26 protein-coding genes and 2 tRNA genes are annotated in these 23,883 nt (G+C 40.3%); 12 read left to right on the forward strand and 16 right to left on the reverse strand.

Annotation, left to right across the window (positions count from 1 at the left end; translation table 11 throughout):
* Positions 1 to 12 precede the first annotated feature (12 nt).
* The 11 genes from AOG27_RS02255 to AOG27_RS02300 all read right to left on the reverse strand — a co-directional run bounded on the left by AOG27_RS02255 (position 13) and on the right by AOG27_RS02300 (position 11,263).
* The gene (locus tag AOG27_RS02255; protein ID WP_054551392.1) at positions 13 to 2,097 is read right to left on the reverse strand and encodes a DUF1302 domain-containing protein; all 2,085 of its coding nucleotides are present in this window, start codon (positions 2,095 to 2,097) and stop codon (positions 13 to 15) included.
* Between the two features lie 297 nt (positions 2,098 to 2,394).
* Positions 2,395 to 2,616, reverse strand: a complete 222-nt coding sequence (locus AOG27_RS21140; protein ID WP_082389168.1) for a DUF2835 domain-containing protein — start codon at positions 2,614 to 2,616, stop codon at positions 2,395 to 2,397.
* Positions 2,616 to 5,210, reverse strand: coding sequence for an aminopeptidase N (gene pepN / locus AOG27_RS02260; RefSeq protein WP_054551393.1), 2,595 nt, complete (start codon positions 5,208 to 5,210; stop codon positions 2,616 to 2,618). Before pepN ends, AOG27_RS21140 begins: the two co-directional genes overlap by 1 nt.
* Positions 5,211 to 5,251: 41 nt before the next feature.
* A complete protein-coding gene (gene nhaC, locus AOG27_RS02265; RefSeq protein ID WP_054551394.1) occupies positions 5,252 to 6,733 on the reverse strand; it encodes a Na+/H+ antiporter NhaC in 1,482 nt (493 codons plus the stop codon).
* Between the two features lie 180 nt (positions 6,734 to 6,913).
* Positions 6,914 to 8,938, reverse strand: coding sequence for a carboxy terminal-processing peptidase (gene prc, locus AOG27_RS02270; protein ID WP_054551395.1), 2,025 nt, complete (start codon positions 8,936 to 8,938; stop codon positions 6,914 to 6,916).
* 27 nt (positions 8,939 to 8,965) lie between these two features.
* On the reverse strand, positions 8,966 to 9,616 hold the full coding sequence (gene proQ / locus AOG27_RS02275) for an RNA chaperone ProQ (RefSeq protein ID WP_054551396.1): 651 nt from the start codon (positions 9,614 to 9,616) through the stop codon (positions 8,966 to 8,968).
* A gap of 14 nt (positions 9,617 to 9,630) precedes the next feature.
* Positions 9,631 to 9,909 carry a hypothetical protein gene (locus AOG27_RS02280; protein WP_054551397.1) on the reverse strand — a complete coding sequence of 93 codons (279 nt, stop codon included), beginning with the start codon at positions 9,907 to 9,909 and terminating at the stop codon, positions 9,631 to 9,633.
* The gene (locus AOG27_RS02285; protein ID WP_054551398.1) at positions 9,906 to 10,367 is read right to left on the reverse strand and encodes a GAF domain-containing protein; all 462 of its coding nucleotides are present in this window, start codon (positions 10,365 to 10,367) and stop codon (positions 9,906 to 9,908) included. Before AOG27_RS02285 ends, AOG27_RS02280 begins: the two co-directional genes overlap by 4 nt.
* A 125-nt stretch (positions 10,368 to 10,492) precedes the next feature.
* On the reverse strand, positions 10,493 to 10,888 hold the full coding sequence (locus AOG27_RS02290; RefSeq protein WP_054551399.1) for a hypothetical protein: 396 nt from the start codon (positions 10,886 to 10,888) through the stop codon (positions 10,493 to 10,495).
* 152 nt (positions 10,889 to 11,040) lie between these two features.
* Positions 11,041 to 11,131: transfer RNA gene (locus AOG27_RS02295), tRNA-Ser, on the reverse strand.
* A 41-nt stretch (positions 11,132 to 11,172) separates the two neighbouring features.
* Positions 11,173 to 11,263: transfer RNA gene (locus tag AOG27_RS02300), tRNA-Ser, on the reverse strand.
* Positions 11,264 to 11,522: 259 nt separating this feature from the next.
* On the opposite strand from AOG27_RS02300, the gene AOG27_RS02305 reads away from it, so the two are divergent.
* The 12 genes from AOG27_RS02305 (at position 11,523) to AOG27_RS02360 (ending at position 19,504) form a co-directional block, all read left to right on the forward strand.
* Complete coding sequence (locus AOG27_RS02305; RefSeq protein WP_054551400.1) at positions 11,523 to 12,188, forward strand: Bax inhibitor-1/YccA family protein; 666 nt, start codon at positions 11,523 to 11,525, stop codon at positions 12,186 to 12,188.
* A gap of 55 nt (positions 12,189 to 12,243) precedes the next feature.
* Complete coding sequence (gene tusD, locus AOG27_RS02310) at positions 12,244 to 12,597, forward strand: sulfurtransferase complex subunit TusD (RefSeq protein WP_054551401.1); 354 nt, start codon at positions 12,244 to 12,246, stop codon at positions 12,595 to 12,597.
* On the forward strand, positions 12,594 to 12,950 hold the full coding sequence (gene tusC, locus AOG27_RS02315) for a sulfurtransferase complex subunit TusC (RefSeq protein WP_054551402.1): 357 nt from the start codon (positions 12,594 to 12,596) through the stop codon (positions 12,948 to 12,950). The genes tusD and tusC overlap by 4 nt, the downstream gene beginning before the upstream one ends.
* Entirely contained in the window at positions 12,947 to 13,213 is a 267-nt protein-coding gene (locus AOG27_RS02320; protein ID WP_054551403.1) for a DsrH/TusB family sulfur metabolism protein, read from the forward strand. The genes tusC and AOG27_RS02320 overlap by 4 nt, the downstream gene beginning before the upstream one ends.
* A 3-nt stretch (positions 13,214 to 13,216) precedes the next feature.
* Positions 13,217 to 13,546: a TusE/DsrC/DsvC family sulfur relay protein gene (locus tag AOG27_RS02325; RefSeq protein WP_054551404.1), complete on the forward strand. Its 330-nt coding sequence runs from the start codon at positions 13,217 to 13,219 to the stop codon at positions 13,544 to 13,546.
* Positions 13,546 to 14,193, forward strand: a complete 648-nt coding sequence (locus AOG27_RS02330) for an rRNA large subunit pseudouridine synthase E (RefSeq protein WP_054551405.1) — start codon at positions 13,546 to 13,548, stop codon at positions 14,191 to 14,193. The genes AOG27_RS02325 and AOG27_RS02330 overlap by 1 nt, the downstream gene beginning before the upstream one ends.
* A complete protein-coding gene (locus AOG27_RS02335) occupies positions 14,186 to 14,620 on the forward strand; it encodes an NUDIX hydrolase (protein WP_054551406.1) in 435 nt (144 codons plus the stop codon). The genes AOG27_RS02330 and AOG27_RS02335 overlap by 8 nt, the downstream gene beginning before the upstream one ends.
* Positions 14,621 to 14,707: 87 nt before the next feature.
* On the forward strand, positions 14,708 to 15,808 hold the full coding sequence (gene mnmA / locus AOG27_RS02340) for a tRNA 2-thiouridine(34) synthase MnmA (protein ID WP_054551934.1): 1,101 nt from the start codon (positions 14,708 to 14,710) through the stop codon (positions 15,806 to 15,808).
* Complete coding sequence (gene hflD, locus AOG27_RS02345) at positions 15,808 to 16,410, forward strand: high frequency lysogenization protein HflD (protein WP_054551407.1); 603 nt, start codon at positions 15,808 to 15,810, stop codon at positions 16,408 to 16,410. The genes mnmA and hflD overlap by 1 nt, the downstream gene beginning before the upstream one ends.
* 33 nt (positions 16,411 to 16,443) lie before the next feature.
* Entirely contained in the window at positions 16,444 to 17,814 is a 1,371-nt protein-coding gene (gene purB / locus AOG27_RS02350; RefSeq protein WP_054551408.1) for an adenylosuccinate lyase, read from the forward strand.
* 73 nt (positions 17,815 to 17,887) lie between these two features.
* On the forward strand, positions 17,888 to 19,033 hold the full coding sequence (locus AOG27_RS02355; protein WP_054551409.1) for a cupin domain-containing protein: 1,146 nt from the start codon (positions 17,888 to 17,890) through the stop codon (positions 19,031 to 19,033).
* Positions 19,034 to 19,045: 12 nt separating this feature from the next.
* The gene (locus tag AOG27_RS02360; protein ID WP_054551410.1) at positions 19,046 to 19,504 is read left to right on the forward strand and encodes a GNAT family N-acetyltransferase; all 459 of its coding nucleotides are present in this window, start codon (positions 19,046 to 19,048) and stop codon (positions 19,502 to 19,504) included.
* Between the two features lie 68 nt (positions 19,505 to 19,572).
* On the opposite strand, the gene AOG27_RS02365 is transcribed toward AOG27_RS02360, so the two are convergent.
* The 5 genes from AOG27_RS02365 to AOG27_RS02385 form a co-directional block, all read right to left on the reverse strand.
* On the reverse strand, positions 19,573 to 20,019 hold the full coding sequence (locus tag AOG27_RS02365; RefSeq protein ID WP_054551411.1) for a DUF4826 family protein: 447 nt from the start codon (positions 20,017 to 20,019) through the stop codon (positions 19,573 to 19,575).
* 113 nt (positions 20,020 to 20,132) lie between these two features.
* The gene (locus AOG27_RS02370; RefSeq protein WP_054551412.1) at positions 20,133 to 20,663 is read right to left on the reverse strand and encodes a DUF924 family protein; all 531 of its coding nucleotides are present in this window, start codon (positions 20,661 to 20,663) and stop codon (positions 20,133 to 20,135) included.
* Positions 20,664 to 20,672: 9 nt separating this feature from the next.
* Entirely contained in the window at positions 20,673 to 21,917 is a 1,245-nt protein-coding gene (locus AOG27_RS02375) for a lipoprotein-releasing ABC transporter permease subunit (protein ID WP_054551413.1), read from the reverse strand.
* Positions 21,907 to 22,605: a lipoprotein-releasing ABC transporter ATP-binding protein LolD gene (gene lolD / locus AOG27_RS02380; RefSeq protein ID WP_054551414.1), complete on the reverse strand. Its 699-nt coding sequence runs from the start codon at positions 22,603 to 22,605 to the stop codon at positions 21,907 to 21,909. The genes AOG27_RS02375 and lolD overlap by 11 nt, the downstream gene beginning before the upstream one ends.
* Positions 22,598 to 23,815: a lipoprotein-releasing ABC transporter permease subunit gene (locus AOG27_RS02385; protein WP_054551415.1), complete on the reverse strand. Its 1,218-nt coding sequence runs from the start codon at positions 23,813 to 23,815 to the stop codon at positions 22,598 to 22,600. The genes lolD and AOG27_RS02385 overlap by 8 nt, the downstream gene beginning before the upstream one ends.
* Positions 23,816 to 23,883: the final 68 nt, after the last annotated feature.

The raw sequence follows: 23,883 nt of genomic DNA on the forward strand, positions 1-23,883 counted from the left end.
CATAATTTACCCTTAGATTGAATATTTAATATTAAATGAAACATAATCGCGGTCAGAGAAAGTATTCGTTGCGCCACCACCCCAGAATGAGTTGTAGCTAAAGTCGAATGACCACGCATTTTGATAATTGAAGTTCATAGTAACACCGAGTGATTTACGGTCTTCAATAAATAAATACATTGGATCTGGTGTAATACCATTCACATCGTGTGAGAAAACAAAACGAGGTGAGAAGTTTACGCCACTAAAAATATTGTAGTAATCACCCTTAGCGATAAGGCGATAGCCCCATGCAGACGCTGTTGGGAATGGGTTTGTTTCAGGACCATTAGAAAGACCTAAGTGTAATGTTGAATAATCATCACTTAATGGGCCTTGCATAATGCCGCTTCGACCAGTACCGGAAACGTTTAAACGGAGCTCGTCATAATCCGGCATATCGTTAATTCTAACGCCACCAACTTCACCAACTACCGCCCAGCTATCAGCACCTAATGATGGACCAAATAAGTGTGTTGCAGTAAATTGTAATTGAGCAGTGTTACGAAGAATAAATCCTTGTGCTACTTCACCAGGACCTACAACACTAGTTGCATCACCCGGACTCATTTGCGAAATACCTGCAAAATCAGGGCGAATACCTGCAACAGCCAATTGCTCTGGCATACCCGCGTAAAGTAACTCTACGTCATCAATTTGCAGAGGCTCATCTTGACGGAAAGCAAATTCACCAGAAAAAGCCGTTTCACCAATTGATGTATTGAAGCTCAAGCCATAAAGCTTAATGTCTTCTGGGTATTCTAGCTGGCCTTTGGTAAATGCTTGTAAACTAGTTACATTATCTTCAGTGATATCTGTTGTTAATAACATACCGATATCAGCAGCGATTGCCGCATCAGTGAAGTTTGATACCTGGCCTGAAATCACAGGACGACGGCTATGGTAGTTAATGTGGTATAACGCTACTTCAGTATCGTTTAACTCAGGTAAAAACATACCCAAGCGTAAACCGTATTGACCACCATCATCAGGTTCATTTTTACCTGCACCGCCCTTACCTTTCAACGCAACTTTGGTTGGGTAAGCGAGATACATTTGCGACATCATCGCTATGCCTTGTGCTGATGTAGGGTCAACACCTTGCGAGCGAACAATATCATCTAAATTATTTAAGCTTTCTGTTAAGAATGCTAAATCGATATCTGGGTTAGACGTGAAGCCTAATTGAATATTCTGCTGATAGCCATTTTCTGACGCGAAATCGTTCGTCGAAAAATACGTACCAGCCGCTGGAAGGCGTGTTTCATGCCATTCATATTGGTAGAAACCTTCTAGCGTTAAGTTATCTGTGATGCCTAGTGATGCCCAAAGCATACCAACAGGTATGAAAGCTTCTTTTAACTCTGCACCTGGCGCTTTTAAACGATCGATATCAACAGGGTTAACGTTAATACCATGAGAAATCAAAGTACTCTCACCCCAGTTCACAACCTGTTGGCCTAAACGAATAGACAGTGGGTTACGGCCTTCATTTAAATCAAAATTTGCCCAAACATAGGCGTCAAGTAAACGTAAATCAGCACATACTTGTTCTTTAGTGTCGTCATCATCACAAGGGTCAACTTTTTTACCTGACGTTGGATTGGTATAAGCAAAGTCACCATCCATTAAGGCAAAATCATAAAAGTACATAAAGCGAGTGAAGAAACCAAAGTTATCTTTACTGATAGAAAGCTCATGAGTGCCTTTTAATAACTTTGAGAATGAATCTCCACTATCAAAGTTTAAGTTTCCGGCATCACCATTATTTGAATAAGCACCTGGTTGGTTCCAAACATCAGCTGAAGAATAAATAGGGTTTAGAGCTGAGTGATAACCCGTCCAATCAAATGATGGATTATTACTTTTACCTATGTGTTGAAAGTCTCGGTCTTCAACACGAATGCTTTGACCATAAGAAAAGTTAGAGTCAAAACGTATGTCAAAGTCACCTAACTCGAAATTAGCCGCGTGCAAAGATGTGCTTGAGAGACCTAGAGTTGCTGCTGCAAGCCCCAAAGCTATTTTGTTTTTAACAAAAAGCGATCGTTTTATCATTGTGTTCATCCCCCTGTAACGGGTTGTTTTGTGATCAAATTGTTGTTTTTAGTATCTTTCTAACGATAGAAGCGAAACAGTAAAATTACAATATAGAACGCGTCTAATCGGTTAATATTTATTTWAAAATGTGACGTTTACGTATTGGTAAGACGTCATACCAGATAATTTATACACGTAAATTAACAATAGAACAAATCGAATTAACAAAAATATAATAAATTTAGCGAATTGGGGATAGATAAAATTAGTGTTTTTTATGAAAAATCATCAAAAAAAGCAGCCGTGGCTGCTTTTTTAACTAATTTTCTCGAGTTTTAAAAACTGATTTTCAGACGTTAATGTCAGCCTAAAGCGCCCTCTTATTCCTAGCGAAGAAATAAAAGGACGCAAATGGTGAGCATCAAAGCGAACTGTCTTGCCACCATCCTCTGTGACTTGCACTGATTTATATTTACCATGGTAATAATCAAGACATTCCGAGTAACTCAGATACAAGGCAAAATAATATTCTGTCATTAACTTTCGAGTGCTTTCTCTACTTTTTCAAACAGATCATCACTAAGGCCATCTAAATCAGCTAAACGTTGCAATTGTGCTTTCATTGCCGCTGAACGATTTTCATCATAGCGTTTCCATGACATAAAAGGTGTCAGCATGCGCGATGCATTTTGCGGGTTAATATCATTTAGTTTCACTAATAAGTCACCTAATAGCTGGTACCCTTCACCATCAGCTCGGTGGAACTGAGTGATATTAAAGTGACTAAAGCTACCAACCAAAGCACGCACACGGTTAGGGTTACCAAAGTCAAAACTTGGATGATCATAAAGCGCTTTGATATCGCTGATACTCGTTGCTGAATCTTTCATCGCTTGCAGTGCAAACCATTTATCCATAACGAGTACATCATGACGCCATTTAGCATCAAACTCTGTTAAAAGCGTATCACATAGTGAGTGATTTGCTTTTACAACAGCACTTAATGCAGCAAGGGCATTGGTCATATTATTACTGTGGGCTGACTCTCTGATGAGGCTATTAACATCGCTGTGATTTGTTTTCGCTAAATAGTATAAACAAAGTTGCTTAAGAGCACGTACTGCAACGGCTGTAGCGGATGTTGAACCATCATCTTCAAGCACGTTATAACAATTAACCAATGATTCTGTTAGGAAGTTGGCAATTTGCGATTCAAATGCATTTTGTACAGCAATAATGTCATCAACAGGGATGACGGCATATTCTGCTGCAAGAGTATCGTAGCTAGGCAGTTTTAACAGCTCCGCAATCAATGCAAGGTCACCTTCACGATTATCAACTAGTAGCTTTAATGCCGACAAGATATCATCAGATAAGCAAGCTTCACCACTGGCAATCGCTGCTTTCATTTCATTAGTAAATAAACGCTGCTGAGCATCCCAACGTGAAAAGTCACTGCGAGCAAAACGCATAATATGTAACAGATCAGCGGCAGATGTATTTTGATTAACAATGCATGGCGCAGAGAAATCTTCGAGTAGCACTGCTACTGGGCGCTGTTTAATACCTTCGAAAACAAACTGCTGCGTTTTTTCAGTGACATTCAATACAGAATCTTGCGGCTGATTATCAATCACAAGAGGTAATGACTGCCCTTCACTATCTAAAAGCTCAATAGCAAAAGGAATGTGCAGTAAGGCATTGTTAGGCTGATTATCAGGTGCAAACTGCTCAATGCTTAATGTGAAAGTCTGGTTTTGTTCATCATACGCCTGCTCTACATTGAGCTTAGGTGTACCCGCTTGACTATACCAACGCTTAAATTGTGTTAAATCAATGCCAGACGCATCACTCATGGCTGCAACAAAATCATCACAAGTGACTGCTTGTCCGTCATGGCGCTCGAAATACAATGCCATACCTTGTTGGAACTTTTCTTCTCCAAGTAAGGTGTGCATCATACGAATAACTTCAGCCCCTTTGTCATACACTGTCACTGTATAAAAGTTATTCATTTCAATGACTTTTTCTGGGCGAATTGGGTGCGCCATCGGCCCTGCATCTTCACTAAATTGATGAGTACGCATGACTTTAACGGCATCAATACGATTAAGCGCACGTGAACCTAAGTCGCTACTAAACTCTTGGTCACGGAAAACCGTTAAGCCTTCTTTTAACGACAGTTGGAACCAGTCACGGCAAGTCACACGGTTGCCGGTCCAGTTATGAAAGTACTCGTGACCTACAATTGATTCAATCGTATGGTAATCTTTGTCTGTGGCTGTTTCTTGATTCGCCAGAACACATTTAGAGTTAAAGATATTCAGGCCTTTATTTTCCATAGCGCCCATATTGAAGAAATCAACGGCAACAATCATGTAAATATCTAAATCGTATTCAAGGTTAAAGCGCTCTTCATCCCATTGCATTGATTTCTTTAAAGATGTCATGGCATGAGGCGTTTTTGATAAATTACCTTTATCAACAAACAAAGCTAATTCAACTTTTCGTCCAGACTGCGTCGTGTAATGGTCACGTAATACGTCAAAATCACCGGCGACTAATGCAAATAAGTAGCTAGGCTTTTTAAATGGGTCTTGCCATTTTACAAAATGACGACCGTCATCTAAGTTACCTGATTCAACTTGGTTACCATTGGACAGCAAGTGAGTGTACTTTTTGTCGGCAATAATAGTGACATCAAAGCTGGCAAGTACGTCTGGGCGGTCAAGGTAATAGGTAATCTTTCTAAAACCTTCAGCCTCACATTGAGTACAATAAGCACCACCCGACAAGTACAAACCTTCTAGAGAGGTATTCGTTTGCGGATCAATATGGTTTTCAATTTTCAGAATAAAGCTTTCAGGCAGGTTATGAATTATCAGCTTTTCATCTTCAAGCGTGTAATCATCATACGCTTTGTCATCAACCATCAATGAAATTAGCGTTAAATCAACACCATCAAGCAAAAGATCTGCATTGCTTTCATCGGTACGATTGATTGTCATGGTTGACTGCACTGATGTTTTTAAAGGGGCTAATTCGAAGCGTAAATCGATGTGCTGGATTGAGAATTGTGGGGCTTGGTAATCTTTTAAATATTGAGCTTGAGGTTTACTCGTAGCAGACATTACTGACTCCAAATGGCCCTGCTTAGCAGGGCCTAAATAGTTTATTCGGCGTTAGCTTCTTGTTTAAGATGTTTTGGGGTAATACGTAAAATTTTAATACCAAAATAGGCATAAACAACCGCTAAGAATGGATTAATTAAATTAAAGAACGCGTACATTGCATAGTCAAATGGATTGATTAGTAAAACACTTTGCATGTAAGCACCACAGGTATTCCAAGGAATAAGTGGGCTAGTAATTGTGCCACCATCTTCTAATGTGCGAGATAAATTTACAGGCTTTAAACCACGTTTTTCATATTCGTCTTTAAACATACGTCCAGGAACAACAATCGCGATATATTGGTCAGCTGCAACCGCATTGGTACCAATACACGTTGCAATCGTTGCTGTGATAAGAGAGCCCGTGCTTTTAGCAATTTTTAAGATGCTCTTAACGAACATATCAAGTAAGCCAGTTTTTTCCATGATAGCGCCAAACATCAAGGCCGTCATAATCAGCCAAGTGGTTGTTAGCATGCCAGCCATACCACCACCGCTCAATAATGAATCCATTTTTTCATCGCCAGTGTCGATGCTGAAACCATCAAAGAACGTTGTCCAAACTAATTTGAAGTAACCAATTGCTTGGCCTTGTGATGCATCAATTTGGCTATTGATTAAATCAGATTGAAATAACATAGCCCAAATCGCGCCTAGCACCGCACCAATCGAAATAGCTGGGAAAGCTGGCATCTTACGAATTGCTAAAAACAACAACACCACCAGTGGCACTAGCATTTCAAAACCAATATTAAAGTTTTGCTCTAATAAATTAACGATTTCATCAATACGGCCCGCTTCTGTTGAACCACCGGCATTAAAGCCCATAAAGATAAAAATAATTAACGCAATAATGAAGCTTGGCACTGTAGTCCAAAGCATGTGATGAATGTGCTCAAATAAATCAGCCCCAGCCACTGCTGGCGCTAAGTTTGTTGTTTCAGAAAGCGGGCTTAATTTATCACCAAAGTAGGCACCAGAAATGACCGCGCCTGCTGTAACAACTTGTTCAAGACCAAGACCAGTTGCAACACCTAATAACGCCACACCGATAGTCGCAGCTGTGGTCCAAGAGCTACCAATACTCATAGCCACAATGCCACAAATCAAGCAGCTAGCGGCATAGAACCAGCTAGGATTGATAATTTGTAAGCCATAGTAAATTAGAGTGGGTACAGTTCCTGATAACAGCCAAGTACCGATTAAGGCACCCACCATTAACAGTATAATGATTGCTCCAAGGGATAAGGTGATCCCCTCAATCATGGCTTGTTCTAGTTTCTTCCAGGTGTAACCATTTTTTAAGCCAATTAATGCCGCGGTAAATGTAGCGAATAATAAAGCGATTTGGTTAGGACCAGATGATGAGTTATCACCGAATAAATAAACAGCAGCGCCTAGTAGGCACACGAGCACAGTAATTGGGATTAAGGCATCTAAAAAACTGGCCTGTTTAATTGGCTTCTCTTCAATTGAATTCAAAAGATAGTCTCCTACACGTCTTATGTGGCGTGTTTAATTATTATTGTAAGCTTTGACGCAAAACTTCAGTGGCCTCTTATGCAGCCAGATTTTGTGATTATACCAATCTAACCTGTTTTAGGTAGCAAAAAAGGCGCTTAAGCGCCTTTTTATTAATCAATATTGCTAATTAATTGCTAATTATTTCTTAGCGATACGACCATATTTTATATAATCTTGGGTGATTAATGCCGCTTCTTCTAAGAAAGGGTCTAGCTCGTCAAGGCTATCAGGTAAATCGTCAAGCTTCTCAACTGGCTTTTCACCAAGGCGAACAAGTCGTTCATTAGCACGTTCTAACGCGCGTTCTTCACCTTCGTCTTTCTCTTTTAGACGCGTCGCTTCAACCAATGAGATAGTCTTACGGTCTTTCTCTTCTTGATAGCGATTAATGTCAGCAAATACATAGCCAAACTCAGGCTCGTCTGCAATACGGGCATCATGAAGCTTATTAACGTAAGCAATCGCTGGTTTGAGGTTATCAACAGAGTTGTACTTAGCACGTATGATGCTATCCCAAGGTAGCGCGTTGTCTTGTTGACTCTCACCCCACTCTGATGGCTCAATTGCCGATGGGAATGACACATCTGGGATCACGCCTTTGTGCTGTGTGCTTCCGCCGTTAATTCGGTAGAATTTTGCAATGGTATACTGCACGCTACCTAATGGGTGGTCGTATAGGTCATAAGCACGGCCAAGTGGTTTATGCTGCTGTACAGTTCCCTTACCAAAGGTTTGCTCACCAATCACAATTGCACGGCCATAATCTTGCATTGCTGCTGCAAAAATTTCTGAGGCAGACGCACTGTAGCGATCAACTAACACTGTCAGTGGGCCATCGTAAAAAGTGACGCCATCACGGTCTTTTTGCTCTTCAATACGATTATTTAGCGTATGAATTTGTACAACTGGACCTTGATCGATAAATAAGCCAGAAAGTTGCGTCGCTTCGTAAAGTGACCCACCGCCGTTTTGACGTAAATCAATGATGATACCGTCAACTTTGGCTTCTTTTAATTTTGCAATTTCAACTTTTACGTCTTGCGATAAATTGTTATAGAAACCAGGGATTTCAATCACACCAATTTTGCTGGTTAAGTCTGAATATTTTGCTTCAAATACTTCAGATTTTGCAGCACGGTCTTCTAAGCGAATTTTATCACGCGTGATTTCAACCACTTTTGGTGTACCGTGAGCATCCGCCCCTTTTAAGTATTGCAGGCGAACTTTTGTCCCTTTCGGGCCTTTGATTAAATCAACAACGTCATCTAAACGCCAGCCAATCACATCAACAAACTCTTCACCTTCTTGTGCAACACCAATAATACGGTCATCTGCCTTTATTTGTTCAGACTTATCAGCCGGTCCGCCTGGGACTAAGCTACGGATTACCGTGTAATCTTCGTCATAGCTAAGCACCGCACCAATACCTTCTAACTCAAGATCCATGTCCATCTTGAATTGCTCAGCGCGACGAGGTGATAAATAAGAGGTATGCGCTTCAATGCTTCGTGCGAATGAGTTCATCACGATTTGAAAAGCATCTTCACTGTTCGTTTGTACTAAACGCTTTTGCGCGTTGTGGTAGCGTTTGGTCAAGACTTCTTTAATGCCTTGCCAATCTTTACCAGTCATTTTTAATCGTAAAGCATCGTATTTAACGCGCTGACGCCAAAGTTCATCAAGCTCAGCTTGGCTTGTTGCCCACTCAGCGTCTTCACGGTCAAACAGGTACTCATCTTCTTTATCGAACTTCATTTCGTTTTCAAGTAACGATAAAGAATAGTCATAGCGTTCAAAACGACGTTTTAAACTTAAATTAAAAATATCAAAAGCAAATCCCAATTTACCTGTCGACAATGCATTATCAAACTGGTCTTTATATTGCTCAAACGAGGCAATATCAGAGGCTAAAAACACATTTTTATTGTAGTCGAGAGATTCAATGTAACGATCAAAAACCTTCTCAGATAATTCATCGTTAAATTTAATTGGTTTGTAGTGTGCACGAGTAAATAAGTTTGTCACCCGTTTGCTTGCCGTACTATGTTGGCTTTCTTGCTTGAGTACTGGCAGGTCTTTTTCAGTCAAATTGTCTGAAGATGCCAATAATGAACCTGAAAACAGGGCAGCGACTAACGGAATGAGCGTAAACTTTTTACTCATACACAACTCCTTTATTTTTTACAGCTATTAAATGATATACAGGCTGTCTGCTTTGGTCTTAACTTGCATCCCTGTTACTAACTCAACGTGAACTTCATCTTTATTCACTTCAGTAATAACCGCGTTTACAAGTGCTTGGCCAAGTTTAACTTTAACTTTGCTATTAACCTTGACCTCTGAGGCAGGTAAAGGTTCAACTTTTCCTGAACGTTTTGCAGGAGCAGCTTTAGCAGGCTTATTATTTACTTTAGCGCCTTTTTCGCCAGATTTAGCGTGGTGGCCACTATTCTTTTTGTAAGATTTTGTGTCACCGTCTTTACGTGGACGTTGTGGCTTCTTACGCTTTGCCATTTTAGCGCGGCTTTCTTCTAACGCTTTTTGTGCGTGCTCAATGTGCTCTTGTTCTACTTTTTCATCTTGATTACCATCAAGATCGATACGGAACTCAGACTTAGTCACCGCTTCTAAATAGCGCCAGTTTGAGGTGTACTTTCTTAGTGCTTGACGAACCTGAGTTTTACTTACTTTCTCAGAACCTTCAATACGCTCAGCGATATCTTTAAAGATACCTACTTTAAGCGGCTGAATACCGTCTTTTTGTTTAAAACATTGTGGAAATTCTTGGTATAAGAAATCCAATACTTCATTAATATCTTTTAGCTTGTTTGTGGTTTCCATGTTAGAACCTTTTATTACATCTTTTCATCAAGTGATGAATCGACATAGTGTGTTACCCAGTCGGTCAACTCTTCGAAGTCCGCTTCAATAAGCGCTAAATCACCACGAAGGTGTTCCCAAATACCATTTATAATTTCATCAATTGATTCACAGTCAAGGTCATCTGGTAGACGCTCCCATGCCATGTGAATCAAGTCGTTGAGCCTTTCGGCAACAACTTCTTCTTCCCCTTCCCAATCACCAACATCATGGATCGCAAAGAGGTAATCTTGCACATTTAGCAGATCTTTCATTTTAGATTTGCCTCAAAGCATTTTACCAATGCTTCTAAACCAGCTTGATCATCAGCATCGAATCGCGCAATGCTTGGGCTGTCGATATCAAGTACAGCAAATACTTTACCGTCTTTGAAAATCGGCACAACTACTTCAGAGTTAGATGCAGCATCGCAGGCAATATGACCAGCAAATGCATGCACGTCTGCAATGAGTTGTGTTTGTTGTGTTTGCGCGGCAGTTCCACATACCCCTTTACCTACTGGAATACGGATACATGCAGGATTACCTTGAAACGGCCCTAGCACTAATTCTTCAGGTGAATCCATTAAATAAAAGCCCGCCCAATTGATATCCTCTAAAGAGGTAAATAACAGCGCACTAATATTTGCCATGTTGGCAATAACATTTGATTCACCAGTGATTAGCGACTCAGTTTGTTTAACTAATGACTGGTAAAAATCTTGCTTTTGCATACCAAACTACTTCTTATTAAACATACAGTAGCTAAAGGTACTCTTTGTAGACGACAAATGAAACCTTTTAAGGGCAAAAAAAAACATTTTGCCCTCAATTTCAGTCAGCTTGATTAAATATTCTGCTATTGATGAGAAGATTGTGTTGTAAGGCCCTGTCTTAAACCAAATAAAAACAGTCCAGCTGCCAGAGCAGACATCATAGCATTGACTACAAAAGCCATACCTGTTGTAGCGCTCAGTAAGTAGCTAAAAATAGCGCCACCAAGTAAGCCAAGTGTCAGAACACCTGAATAATTAACCTTTGCATATTTAAACATAAGTAAATAACCAGGCACTACAAATGCTGCCATAGTTAAGCCTACTATGTGGGCATTGGCAATTGCGCTAACAAGTAAGTTAAAGAAAATGCTAAAACCATTTCCTTCAAGTGTGAATGCATAATAAAGGCCTAAGATACAACCGATGATCACAGGCGATAATAAAGAAAGTCCTACACTCTTTGCTAAACGATGTTTCATAAATTCCCTAATGTCACAAAGATAATACGAGAAGTGTTAAGCATGGACTAACTAGTTAAAATGCGAAATATCGACAATAGTCGTAATTTGCAGAACAAATGAGAAGCTTAAGAAACAAAAAAGCCGCTGAATAAATTCAGCGGCTTCAATGATGGTGGAGAGATAGGGATTTGAACCCTAGAGGGGCTACAAACCCCTGCCGGTTTTCAAGACCGGTGCATTCGACCACTCTGCCATCTCTCCGAATGCGAAAACCTACCCGCTTACGCCAGTAGTAAAAATAATGGTGGAGAGATAGGGATTTGAACCCTAGAGGGGCTACAAACCCCTGCCGGTTTTCAAGACCGGTGCATTCGACCACTCTGCCATCTCTCCGACGGCGTGCATAATAGATAAGGCAGCCGTGTTTGTGAAGCTTTTTTTCAAAAAAACTGTTTAAGTGATTAAAAAACAATTAATTTGCTCAGCATTAGTACAATAATGTTTAGATTGTGCGCAACATTGAACTTTTCAATTATTTATCTTGTCTATTGATCCACAATAGTTTGCCCAAATATATAACTCTTGATAGGCTTAGTTCAGTTTAATAATTGGAACTAACGAACGTATAAGTTCATTTAAAGGAGCTCTAACAATGGCGTTTAATCAATCGTACAATACTGCAAGACCAGTAATGTCGACTATTGAAACCAATAAAGTTTTAAAGAATACCTATTTCTTACTGGCGATGACACTGGCATTTAGCGCAGTGACAGCAGGTATATCAATGGCAATGAATCTACCTTATTTTATGGGGATAGTATTTAGCTTGATTTCACTTGGTGTGCTTTTTGTTGTTCACAAAAAGGCTGACAGTGCTTCAGGTGTTGCTTGGGTATTTGTTTTCACAGGTTTAATGGGCGCAGGACTTGGTCCAATGCTTAACTACTACGCTGCAATGCCAAATGGTCCTATGCTTATTATGCAAGCGTTAGGCTCTACTGCGTTAATCTTCTTTGGTTTGTCGGCTTATGCGCTTACCACTAAAAAAGACTTCTCATTTATGGGTGGCTTTTTAACTGTGGGTTTAATCGTGGTTATTATTGCAAGCCTAGTTAACTTATTTATCGGCAGCTCGATTACCTTTATGGTTATTAATGCTGCAGTTGTGCTAATTATGTCTGGTTTAATCTTATTTGATACTAGCCGTATCATTAATGGCGGCGAGACTAATTACATCCGCGCAACAGTTGCTTTATACCTGAACGTATATAATTTATTTACGTCTCTTCTTCACCTACTTGGTGCAAGTGATGACTAATTAAATAGTTCTGCTAAAATAGCCCCTTTCTAGGGGCTTTTTTATTGGATGCGTTTTGGCACAATTTGTACTTTCTCTTCATACCGCGCCGACCGATCACGACACAACTCAACGGCTAATTAAATTTGCACAGGCCTGTCTTGACTCTGGTCACTCAATTGCAGCTATCTTTCTTTATCAAGCTGGTGTTTACCACGCAAGTAACCATTTAGAACTTGCCAGCGACGAGCTGCCAATTAATCGTTTGTGGCAGTCGTTAAGTGAGCAAGAGATCCCTCTACTGCTATGTGTCACTGCTGCTGAAAAGCGTGGCTTAGATATCGATAACACAGGCGTGTTTACCGTCGCTGGGCTTGCAGAATTTGCGATGCTTGTCAGTGAAGCGGATAAATGGGTGCAATTTAAATGAAAAACATTTTAGTAATAAGCCAACATAGCCCATTTGACGATCAACATATTCGTGAATCACTCGACACCACACTAATTTTTGCTGCTATTGAACAAAACATTAGTTGGCTACTCAGTGGTGAAGCTGTTTTAGCTTTGAAGAAAAACCAGCAGCCAGAGCAACTTGGCATTAAAAACTATTTTAAAACCATTAAAACGCTTGAATTATACGATGTTGAAAATATATATGTATGTGAAAAGTCGTTGATGGATTTTAACCTCACACAAGAAAGCTTAATTATTGATGTTAAAGTAGCTAACTTTGAGCAACAGCGTGAATTAATTAGCCAGCAACATCAGGTGGTGACACTATGAGTACCTTGCATATTTTTTCAAAACCTTTATCGCACTACTGCAATAATATGTTGGCCAATTTAATTTCTTCAGAAGATACAGTGCTACTTGTTAGTGATGCTTGTTATAACAACATGCAGTTTAAACAGTTCTCTTCAGCAATTCATTTACTTGAAGAAGATGCTGCAGCTCGTGATATTTCATTCAATCAAGGCGATATCGCAATAAACTATACACAGCTTGTAGAAATGACTTTAAACGCAAAAAACACAATTACTTGGTAAACCATGCTTGAATTTAATGACAAACAGATTGAAACCGACAAACAAGGCTATTTACTTGATTCAAATGATTGGTGTGAAGAGCTTGCACCCATTATTGCAGAGCAAGAGAACATTACCTTAAGTGAGCAGCACTGGGAAGTTGTGCATTTTGTGCGTGATTTTTACGTAGAGTACAACACCAGCCCTGCAATACGCATGCTGGTCAAAGCAATGGCCCAAAAGCTAGGTGAAGAAAAAGGAAATAGCATGTACTTGTATAAGCTATTCCCTAAAGGCCCCGCTAAGCAAGCGACTAAAATTGCAGGTTTACCTAAACCGGCTAGGTGTATTTAATGGTTAATAAAGCCAATAGCAAATCACGTCGCAGCAGCGGTCGAACTTATTCAAGGCCGACTCAAAAACGCCAAGTTAAAAAAGCAATTAGCCCCGAGCAGCGCAAAGTGGTGCTATTGAACAAACCATTTGATGTGCTTTGCCAATTTACCGATGACCAAAACCGCAAAACGCTTGCCGACTTTATTACTATTAAAGACGTGTATGCAGCAGGACGCCTAGACAGAGATAGCGAAGGACTGTTGCTCCTTACCAACTGCGGTAAATTACAACACACACTTACTGAACCCAATAAAAAAACAGCTAAAACTTATTGGGTGCAAGTAGAAGGCGATGTGACTGATGAGGCTATCTTTGCACTTAACAAAGGTGTAGAGCTTAAAGATGGCATGACCAAGCCTGCCAAAGTTAGGCGTATTGACGAGCCGTCAATTTGGCCGCGTACCCCGCCCGTTCGCGAGCGTAAAAACATTCCAACCAGCTGGTTAGAAATCTCTATCACTGAGGGGCGTAATCGCCAAGTTCGCCGTATGACAGCGCATGTTGGCTTCCCTACTTTGCGATTAATTCGTTACAGCATTGGTAACTATACCCTTGATGGCTTAGACAGTGGTCAATTTAAAGTAGTGAACAACCCAGATGCATAAACCCAATGTCACAGTGGCCGCCATCGTCACATACCAAGAAAAATTTTTACTTGTTAAAGAGCGCGATAAACACACAGGTGAGATTTGCTATAACCAGCCTGCCGGCCATTTGGAAGCCAATGAAACCTTAGCTAAAGCAGCTCATCGTGAACTTATTGAAGAAACAGGGATTAGTCTAAATGCTAGTCACCTGGTTGGTATCTATAATTTACACGCCACGAATGGCATTCACTATATGCGATTTAGCTTTGCTTTTAATAGCCCAGAGCTGTTTAAACCATCTCCCAAAGATGATGACATTCTCAGCGCAGATTGGTTTAGCCTTGAGCAAATTAAAAGCCTGCCGCTTAGAAGCCCTCTGGTTTTAAAATGCATTGAAGATCATTTAGCTGGTAAAGCCTACCCACTTAGTTTGATTTACCAATAAGCGCTGTGATTTTGGCTGGTTTGGGCGTCTAAAAGCATGCTATAATATCGGCCTTTCCATAGCAGTTAAAAAATGACAGCGAATATTATGAGCGAAAATAGTCACATTAAAGTCATCGTGGGTATGTCCGGCGGTGTTGATTCTTCTGTATCAGCGTATTTATTAAAGCAACAAGGCTATCAAGTTGAAGGCCTGTTTATGAAAAACTGGGAAGAAGACGATAATGATGAATATTGCGCTGCAGCTGAAGACCTAAAAGACGCACAAGCTGTGTGCGACAAGCTAGGTATTGAGCTTCACACTGTAAATTTTGCAGCCGAATACTGGGACAACGTGTTTGAGTACTTTTTAGCAGAGTACAAAGCAGGCCGTACGCCAAACCCAGACATCATGTGTAATAAAGAAATTAAATTCAAAGCATTTCTAGAATTTGCAGCACAAGCACTTGGGGCTGATTACATCGCGACTGGCCACTATGTTCGCCGCGAAAAACGTGGTGATAAATTTGTAATGTGTCGTGGCCTCGATGACAACAAAGATCAAAGCTATTTCTTATACACTTTAAGCCATGAGCATATTGCGCAAACACTTTTCCCTGTTGGCGATATTGCTAAGCCTGAAGTACGCCGCATCGCTGAAGAGCAAGATTTAATTACGCACGATAAAAAAGACAGTACTGGTATTTGTTTTATTGGTGAGCGTAAATTTAAAGACTTCTTACAAAAATTCTTACCAGCACAGCCAGGTAAAATTGAAGATACCGATGGCAACGAAGTGGGTGAGCACGAAGGCTTGATGTACCACACACTTGGTCAACGTAAAGGTCTATTAATTGGCGGCATGAAAGAAGGTTCGGGTGAACCTTGGTATGTAGTTGATAAAGACGTTGATCGTAACGTATTAGTGGTTGGTCAAGGTAAAGACCACCCTCGCCTATACAGCAATGGTTTAAATGCAAACCAGCTGCACTGGGTTGACCGCGAAGGCCCTAAAGGGACCACACGCTGTACTGTTAAAACCCGCTATCGCCAAGAAGATATCAGCTGTACTTTACTTGTTGGTGAAGATGGTATGGCACGCGTATTATTTGATGAGCCACAAAAAGCAGTGACACCGGGCCAATCAGCCGTATTCTACGCTGACGAAGTGTGTTTAGGTGGTGGTATTATTGATTCGGTGATCAAATAATGACAGAGCACCAAGTCATGGCTTTAGCTGCCATGTGCCAAGTTGCTAAACAAGTACAAAAAGTTGCGCAATATGGCCAAGGCAGTGATCACGAATTAGATAAGTTACTAAACTGTATTGTCGAAACATCACCAAATAGCCCTGAAGACGTGTATCAGGGTAAACATAATTTACGTGAAGGCTATCGCATTTTGATTGCACAGCTTTCTGCCGGCGCAGACAAAGACGTCGAAATCGTAAAATATGTGGGTGGTTTAATGCAATTAGAACGTGCATTAAGTTCAAAGCAAAACAGCTTAAATGAATTAGGTCGTCGCATTGATGATGTTAAACGTCGCCTCGACCACTTTGCTATCACAGATGATACTGTAGTAGCAGCGCTTGCTGATATTTACTCATCGGTGCTAAGCCCCCTCGGGCATCGTATTCAAGTGTATGGCAAGCCAGAGTTATTAAAACAGCAGCTCACGCAAAACAAAATTCGTGCCTTATTATTGGCCGGAATTCGTAGTGCCGTGTTATGGCGACAAATGGGCGGTAAACGCCGTCATTTTTTCTTTGCAAAAAGAAAAATCCTCGCCATTGCTAAACAATCAATTTAATTATCGTTCAAACTAGACAATTTAGGAGTCATTATGGAGCTTTCAGCGTTAACCGCTATCTCTCCGGTAGATGGTCGCTATGGCAGCAAGACCACGGAACTACGCAGCATTTTCAGCGAATTTGGTTTAATCAAATACCGTGTAACTGTTGAAGTTCGTTGGTTACAAGCTTTATCTGCAGCTAGCGCAATCAAAGAAGTACCGGCATTTAGCGACGAGGCTAATGCTTTACTTAATGCCATTGTTGATAACTTTAGCGAAGCTGATGCAGCACGCGTTAAAGAGATCGAGCGCACAACTAACCATGACGTAAAAGCCGTTGAATACCTACTTAAAGAAAAAGTAGCTGAAAACGCAGAGCTTAACGCAGTTAACGAATTCATTCACTTTGCCTGTACTTCAGAAGACATCAATAACCTGTCTCACGGTTTAATGCTTACCGAAGCCCGTGACAAAGTATTACTTCCATACTGTGACCAACTTCTAAATGCATTAAAAGAAAAAGCAGTTGAGTACAAGTCAGTTGCGATGATGACACGTACCCACGGTCAACCAGCTACCCCTTCTACAATGGGTAAAGAGTTTGCAAACGTCTACATGCGCTTAAAGCGTCAACGTGACCAAATCGCTAACGTAGAAATGTTAGGTAAAATCAACGGTGCTGTGGGTAACTACAACGCTCACCTAAGTGCATACCCAGAGTACGATTGGCACAGCCACGCTGAGCAGTTCGTAACGAGCCTAGGTTTAACATTCAACCCGTTCACAACACAAATCGAGCCACACGATTACATTGCTGAGTTATTCGATGCAGTTGCACGTTTCAACACTGTATTACTTGATTTTGACCGTGACGTTTGGGGCTACATTGCACTTAACCACTTCAAACAAAAAACAATCGCAGGTGAGATTGGATCATCAACTATGCCTCACAAAGTAAACCCGATTGATTTTGAAAACTCTGAAGGTAACTTAGGTATTGCTAACGCTATCTTTACTCACCTTGCGCAAAAACTACCTGTTTCTCGCTGGCAACGTGACTTAACTGACTCAACAGTGTTACGTAACCTAGGTGTTGGTATGGGCTACACACTTATCGCTTACCAAGCGACATTAAAAGGTGTTAGCAAGCTTGAAGTAAACGAAGAGCGTTTATTAGCAGAACTAGACCAAAACTGGGAATTACTAGCAGAGCCAATCCAAACGGTTATGCGTAAATATGGTATCGAAAAGCCATATGAAAAACTTAAAGACCTTACTCGTGGTAAGCGCGTAAACCAAGAAATCATGGCTGATTTCATTGATGGTCTTGAGTTACCTGAAGAAGCAAAAGTAGAAATGAAAAAATTAACTCCGGCTAATTACATTGGTCGTGCTGTTGAGTTCATCGACAACTTAGCTTAAATTCAAATTAAGACTTAAAAAAGCGAAAGGCCTTCCTTTCGCTTTTTTTATATCAATTCGCTTAGGTCATGTTATGTATCAATTAACCATTAATTCATTAACCCAAGAGCAATTTTTAGCTGAGTATTGGCAGAAAAAACCATTACTTATAAAGCAAGGCTTCAAGGATTTTGCAGATCCGATTGAGCCCGAAGAATTGGCCGGTCTTGCCATGGAAGAAAGCATTGAATCACGTATTGTGACCAATCACTCAGATGATTGGCAAGCATACCATGGTCCTTTTGAAGACTTTAGCTTGCTAACTGAAAAGCACTCAACATTACTGGTGCAAGCAGTTGACCATTGGCATAGCGATGCAGCGCAACTACTTGAGCCATTTCGCTTTATTCCAAACTGGCGTATCGATGATTTAATGATCAGCTACTCTACCCCGGGTGGTGGAGTGGGCCCGCATTTAGATCAATACGACGTGTTTATTATTCAAGGTGAAGGAAAGCGCCACTGGCGAGTTGGTTTACCTGATGCGAACTTAAAGCAATTTGCACAAAATAAGAGCCTGTTACAAGTTGAGCAATTTCCTGCCGTGATCGACTGTGTGTTAAAGCCGGGAGATGTTCTCTATATTCCACCAGGTTGCCCACATGAAGGTTACGCAGTTGAAAATGCACTTAATTACTCTGTAGGTTTTAGAGCGCCAAATCAACGCGATTTATTATCACAATTTGCCGATCACCTTATCGATACTGAGCTTGGTAATCAACGATACGGTGATGCAGAGCTTAAGTTGCGCTCATCTAAAGGTGAGCTTAACCAAACTGAAGCAGAAAAAGTAAAGCAACTTATGATTGCTGCAATTAATGATGATGCAGTATTCAAGACTTGGCTTGGTAACAGTATGAGTCAGCCAAAGCATGACATGGATTTAGCGCCTTTAGAAGAGCCATATACTTTAGATGACGTAAATGACTTACTCAATGATGAAGACGTTGTTTTTGAGCGTTTAGGTGGCACCCGCGCTATCTATCAAGTAATTGACGATAAAATACTTTTAAGTATTAATGGTGTTAATTACATGCATGATTTAACTGACCTTGAATTAATAACAAAGCTCACCGATCAGACATGGGTGACCGCTGCTGACATAAATAGTTCAAAAAATAATCACATTTTCTTGAAAACCTTTACTACACTTTTAAATGAGGGTATTTGGTTTTGTTAGGAGTGTGTGTTTATGGGCTATCAAATAGATGAAGTTGAATGGAGTATCGACAAGGAACTCTTACAACAAATCCGAGAGCGGGTATTTGTATATGAACTACATATCCCAAGACACATTGAGTTTGACCATCTAGATAAAATAGCACATCACGTGCTCGTTACAGATGAAGGTAAACGCCCAGTTGCTACTGGGCGTTTATGTAATGATGGCCTTATCGGCCGTATTGCAGTTTTACCAGAACACCGTAATCGTTCGGTTTATAAATCATTATTGAATTACTTAGTTAATTTGGCTGAAAAGCAAGGCTGTGATTGTGTCAGCATTAATTGCATATTGAATGAAGTAGATAGATTCAAACAAAATGGTTTTTCGGCTGATGGTTTAGTGTTCATGGAAGCTGGTATTCCAAGGCAACGAATGCTCTGCCCTATTAAGCATTTTGATACTCGGCCATTCACTTTAGTGCATTAAGGTACATGTAAAACAAAAAAGCTGAATAACATTATTCAGCTTTTTTGTTAGAAGGTATGTAGAGTTAGTTATGCTGGCTCATTTTGCCACATTTCTTCTTTTTCAAATAACTCATATAAGCCATGGGCACGGTTGATTAACAGATTAGCAAAATCAGCTTTGGTTTTATCTACCGCACCTGATTGCATTAGCTGATCAGCCTTCATTTGCCACTGCATTGAGAAATAACGTAATACTTCACGTGCATTGTTTGCTGCGCTTGCTTCAGCGTGATCGGTTGGTAAACGACCTGTGATCACCCAATAGCTCTTACCGTTTTGTGCTTTAAATTTCCAGATAGCTACTAATGGCGCAATAAAACGGCTTTCTTTTTCTACAACAGTTTGCGGAATAACGCCTTTTTCAGCTAAATGCTTTTGTGCATTTTCGAAACATTCTCTTTGCCAAATAACACTTTGTTTTTGCGCTTCAGCTTGTTCTTCTGGTGTTAATGGTCTTGCTTGTTTTTGTTCCATGGTGGTTACTCTTTTACAACATTTCTGACACTTTAAGGTTTAAAATGGCGCTGTGCAAGTGTTTACAGGCAATCAAAGAGCATTTAAATTTACTTGCGTACTATTCAATCAACCTAGAAAGAAGAGTTAGGCTCAGTTAAAAATTGCAGTTCTTCAGGAGTTGATTCGCGACCTAAAATCCTATTGCGATGTGGGTAGCGACCAAACCTATCAATAATCACTTTGTGCTTTAGTTCAAATTCATAATTACTCATGCCTTTAAACAATTGCTCAGCTTGCTGATGAATGATTTTAGATTCACTGTGCATAAACGGCATGTAAATAAACGCAGCTTGAGAGCTAGGTAATTTTTTATCAAAGCCAAGTTCAATTGCTCTTTGCGCTAAGCTTAGTGCTTGTGGATCTTGGCTAAAAGCCTGCGCCGTATTACGATAAATATTGCGTGAAAACTGATCTAACACGATAATTTCAGCTAAAGAGCCTAGGGCATCAACTCGCCAGTCAGCATGCTCGCCTGCGATAACCTGTAAAAGGCATTCTGAAAACTCAACCGTAATCAAAGCATCAACTTCATCAGATTGCTGATACCAAGCTTCTGGTCCTAATTCATTAAACCAGAAATCGATAATCCTTTGCTTATTCATAAACACTCCTTAATTACCAAGAACTTTTGCAGGATCGACACGGGTTGCTTGCCAAGCAGGATATAATGTTGCCAAAATAGCGAGGATAAAAGTCACAATCACCGTAATAACGATATCTTGCCAAACTAATTTACTGGGTAAAAACTCAATAAAATAAACCCCTTGTAACGGGTTATCGCCAAATAAATTACTTGCCCAAGTGAACAGTTCACTGATGTTTAACGCAAGCATCACACCGATAATCGTGCCTAGAATTACCCCGATTAAAGCTTGTGTAAAACCTTGCATCACAAAAGTTGCTAAAATGGTGCTATCTTGTGCGCCCATGGTTTTTAAAATTGCGATATTTGCCTGTTTTTCACGTACTTCCATCACTAATGACGAAACAATATTAAAACTCGCTACGGCAATTATTAAAAACACCACGATATACACAATAGTGCGAACCATTTGAATATCTTGATATAAGCTACCCTGGGTTCTAAACCAACTCGAGACATAGACATAATCAGGAATAACTTGCCCCACACGCATCGCCGTTTGATGGGCTGCGAACACATCAGCTACTTGTAATCGTAAGCCGGTTACTTGGTTTTGCTCAAAACTCAACACACTTTGCGCTTTATCAAGGCGAATGAAAGCCGCCGTTTCATCAATTGGGCCACCCATTTTTATAATACCCGCAAGATTCAAGCTAACACGCTTTGGCGCCAATAAAGTGTTACTTTGCTGGTTTATCTGTGGGATTAATAAGGTAACTGGGTCGCCAATTTTAAGGCTCAATCGGTTAACGATTTGTTGGCCTAAAAGCACATCTTCTTGTTGTAGCTGGCTAACTAAGCGCCCTTCTGTAAATTGATTTAACGCCGACACTTGGTTTTCAAATTCAGGGCTAACACCACGCACTTCAACTGCTTTTAACTCACTTTTATATTGCGCCATGCCGTTGACACTTATAAACGGCGCAGCACCTGTTACACCGGCTTGAGAGCGTAGTAGAGCAACTTTTGACTGCCAATTATTGATTGGTCTGTTAGGGGCAACATATTCAACCTGAGGTACAACCGATAAAAGCCGATGTACTAGCTGCTGCTCAAAACCATTAATAACTGATAAAGCAACAATTAGCACAGCGACACCTAAAAGTATGCCGATTGTCGATGCTTTAGCGATAAAACTAACAAAACCGTTTTGTCCGTCTTTTTGGCCACTATGGGCACGAAAGCGTTTTGAAATAAAGGCACTAAGCAACATGCTGAGACTCTTTTATTGCGAGCTTACCATCATCTAAATAGGCAATTTTGCCTAGTTTATCTGCAAGTTCTAAATCATGGGTTACCACAACAAAACTGGTTTTTAAGCTAGTATTTAATTCTTTAATTAAATCGTAAATCTTAATTGCGTTTTGTTTATCTAGGTTACCGGTTGGTTCATCGGCAAGCACCAAAGCAGGCTCGGTTACTAATGCACGTGCTATTGCAACCCGCTGCCTCTCACCACCTGATAACGCCGAAGGTTTATGTTCACTGCGATGAGATAACCCTACTTTATCTAGCATGTTACGGGCTTTTTCGGTTGCCGCTTTTGCGCTTAAGCCTTTAATTAATAATGGCATTGCAACATTTTCGATGGCAGTAAATTCCATTAATAGATGATGGAATTGATAAATAAAACCTAAATTTTCATTACGGAAACTGGCTTGTTGTTTACGGTTTAATTTAGAAACTTGCTGGCCTTTAATTTCAACCTTGCCTGAGCTTTCGTTATCTAAGGTACCTAATATATGCAATAAGGTACTTTTTCCTGAGCCTGAGCTCCCTACAACGGCTAACATTTCGCCTTGTTTAAGAGCTAAATCAACCCCTTTTAATACCGCAACCTCGTTATCGCCATCTTGATAGACTTTATTTAGCTGCTGACAATTGATAACTAAATCACTCATAACGTAATACCTCTGCTGGATTCACTTTTGCAGCTTTTCTGGCAGGATACAAGGTAGCTAAAAAGCTCATTGCAATACTCCCTGCGGCAATTAAACTCAAACTCATCACATCAAATTTAACGGGTAAACTCACGCCCGCTAGTAAATTGATGCCTAACATATTCAATAATTCATTAATGTTGCTACTCAATAGCACACCAAGTAACGCACCAATACTGGTACCGATAAGGCCATTATATAAGCCTTGGATCATAAACACGTGCTGCACTTGTAACGGAGTTAAACCCAGTGTTTGTAAAATAGCGACTTCACTTTGTTTTTCGCTCACCATCATGGTTAATGCTGAAATGATATTAAACACTGCCACGAGCACGATTAAGCCAAGTAACATCGACATAATACGCTTTTCCATTGCCACAGCGGCAAATAGTGTCCCTTGGCTAGCTCGCCAATCAGTCACTGTGTAATCTTTTAAAATAGCTAACTGAGATTGTAATACTTGCTCAACAGCAAATGGTTCATAAAGCGATATACTCAAGTTAGGTGCTGCTGATTTTGCCAGCTTCAAAACCCGCCCTAACGAATAGCCACTGGTAAATGCCAATGACATATCAATTTCTGACTGTGTTTCATAAAGTGCAGCAACGGTAAACAAGCGCTGACTAGGCACTCGACCAAGGGGGGTATATGAACTGGCATTAGGCATGATCACCCGTACTTTATCCCCAAGCGAAATACCCAATTTTCGACTCAAGTAGCGGCTAATCGCAATATGGTAGTTGCTGTCCATTACTTGTGACCAATTGCCGGCAACAATTTTATCTTTTACGTTATAGATGGAGCTTCCTTCATCATAGAGCCCTTGTAACAACACACCATGCAAATCTTGGTTAGTTTGTAAAATGGCTTCGCCATGGCGGTATAGGTTAACTTGTTTAACATCTTGAGAATTTGCTAGTTGCTGCTTTAACTGCAGCATGGTTTCTTTCGAATTATCTTCGGCTGATACTTCAATATGAGGAATTAAACCTAGCATGTTGGTTTTAAGGTTATTTTCAAAGCCATTCATTACTGAACTAACTGTAAACAAGGCCATTAAACCAATAGCAATGCCCGCGATAGAGAAAAATGAAATAAATGAGATAAAGGCATTGCCCTTTGAGGAGCGACTATATCTCAGCCCTATAAAAAGGCTAACAGGTTGAAACATAATAAATTATGGGTATTCCAAGGGCTAAATATGCGCTCATGTTAGCATAGATTTAGCTAGCATGGGAT

The organism is Pseudoalteromonas lipolytica, from assembly GCF_001306915.1.
In the GTDB taxonomy this organism is placed as follows: domain Bacteria; phylum Pseudomonadota; class Gammaproteobacteria; order Enterobacterales; family Alteromonadaceae; genus Pseudoalteromonas; species Pseudoalteromonas simplex.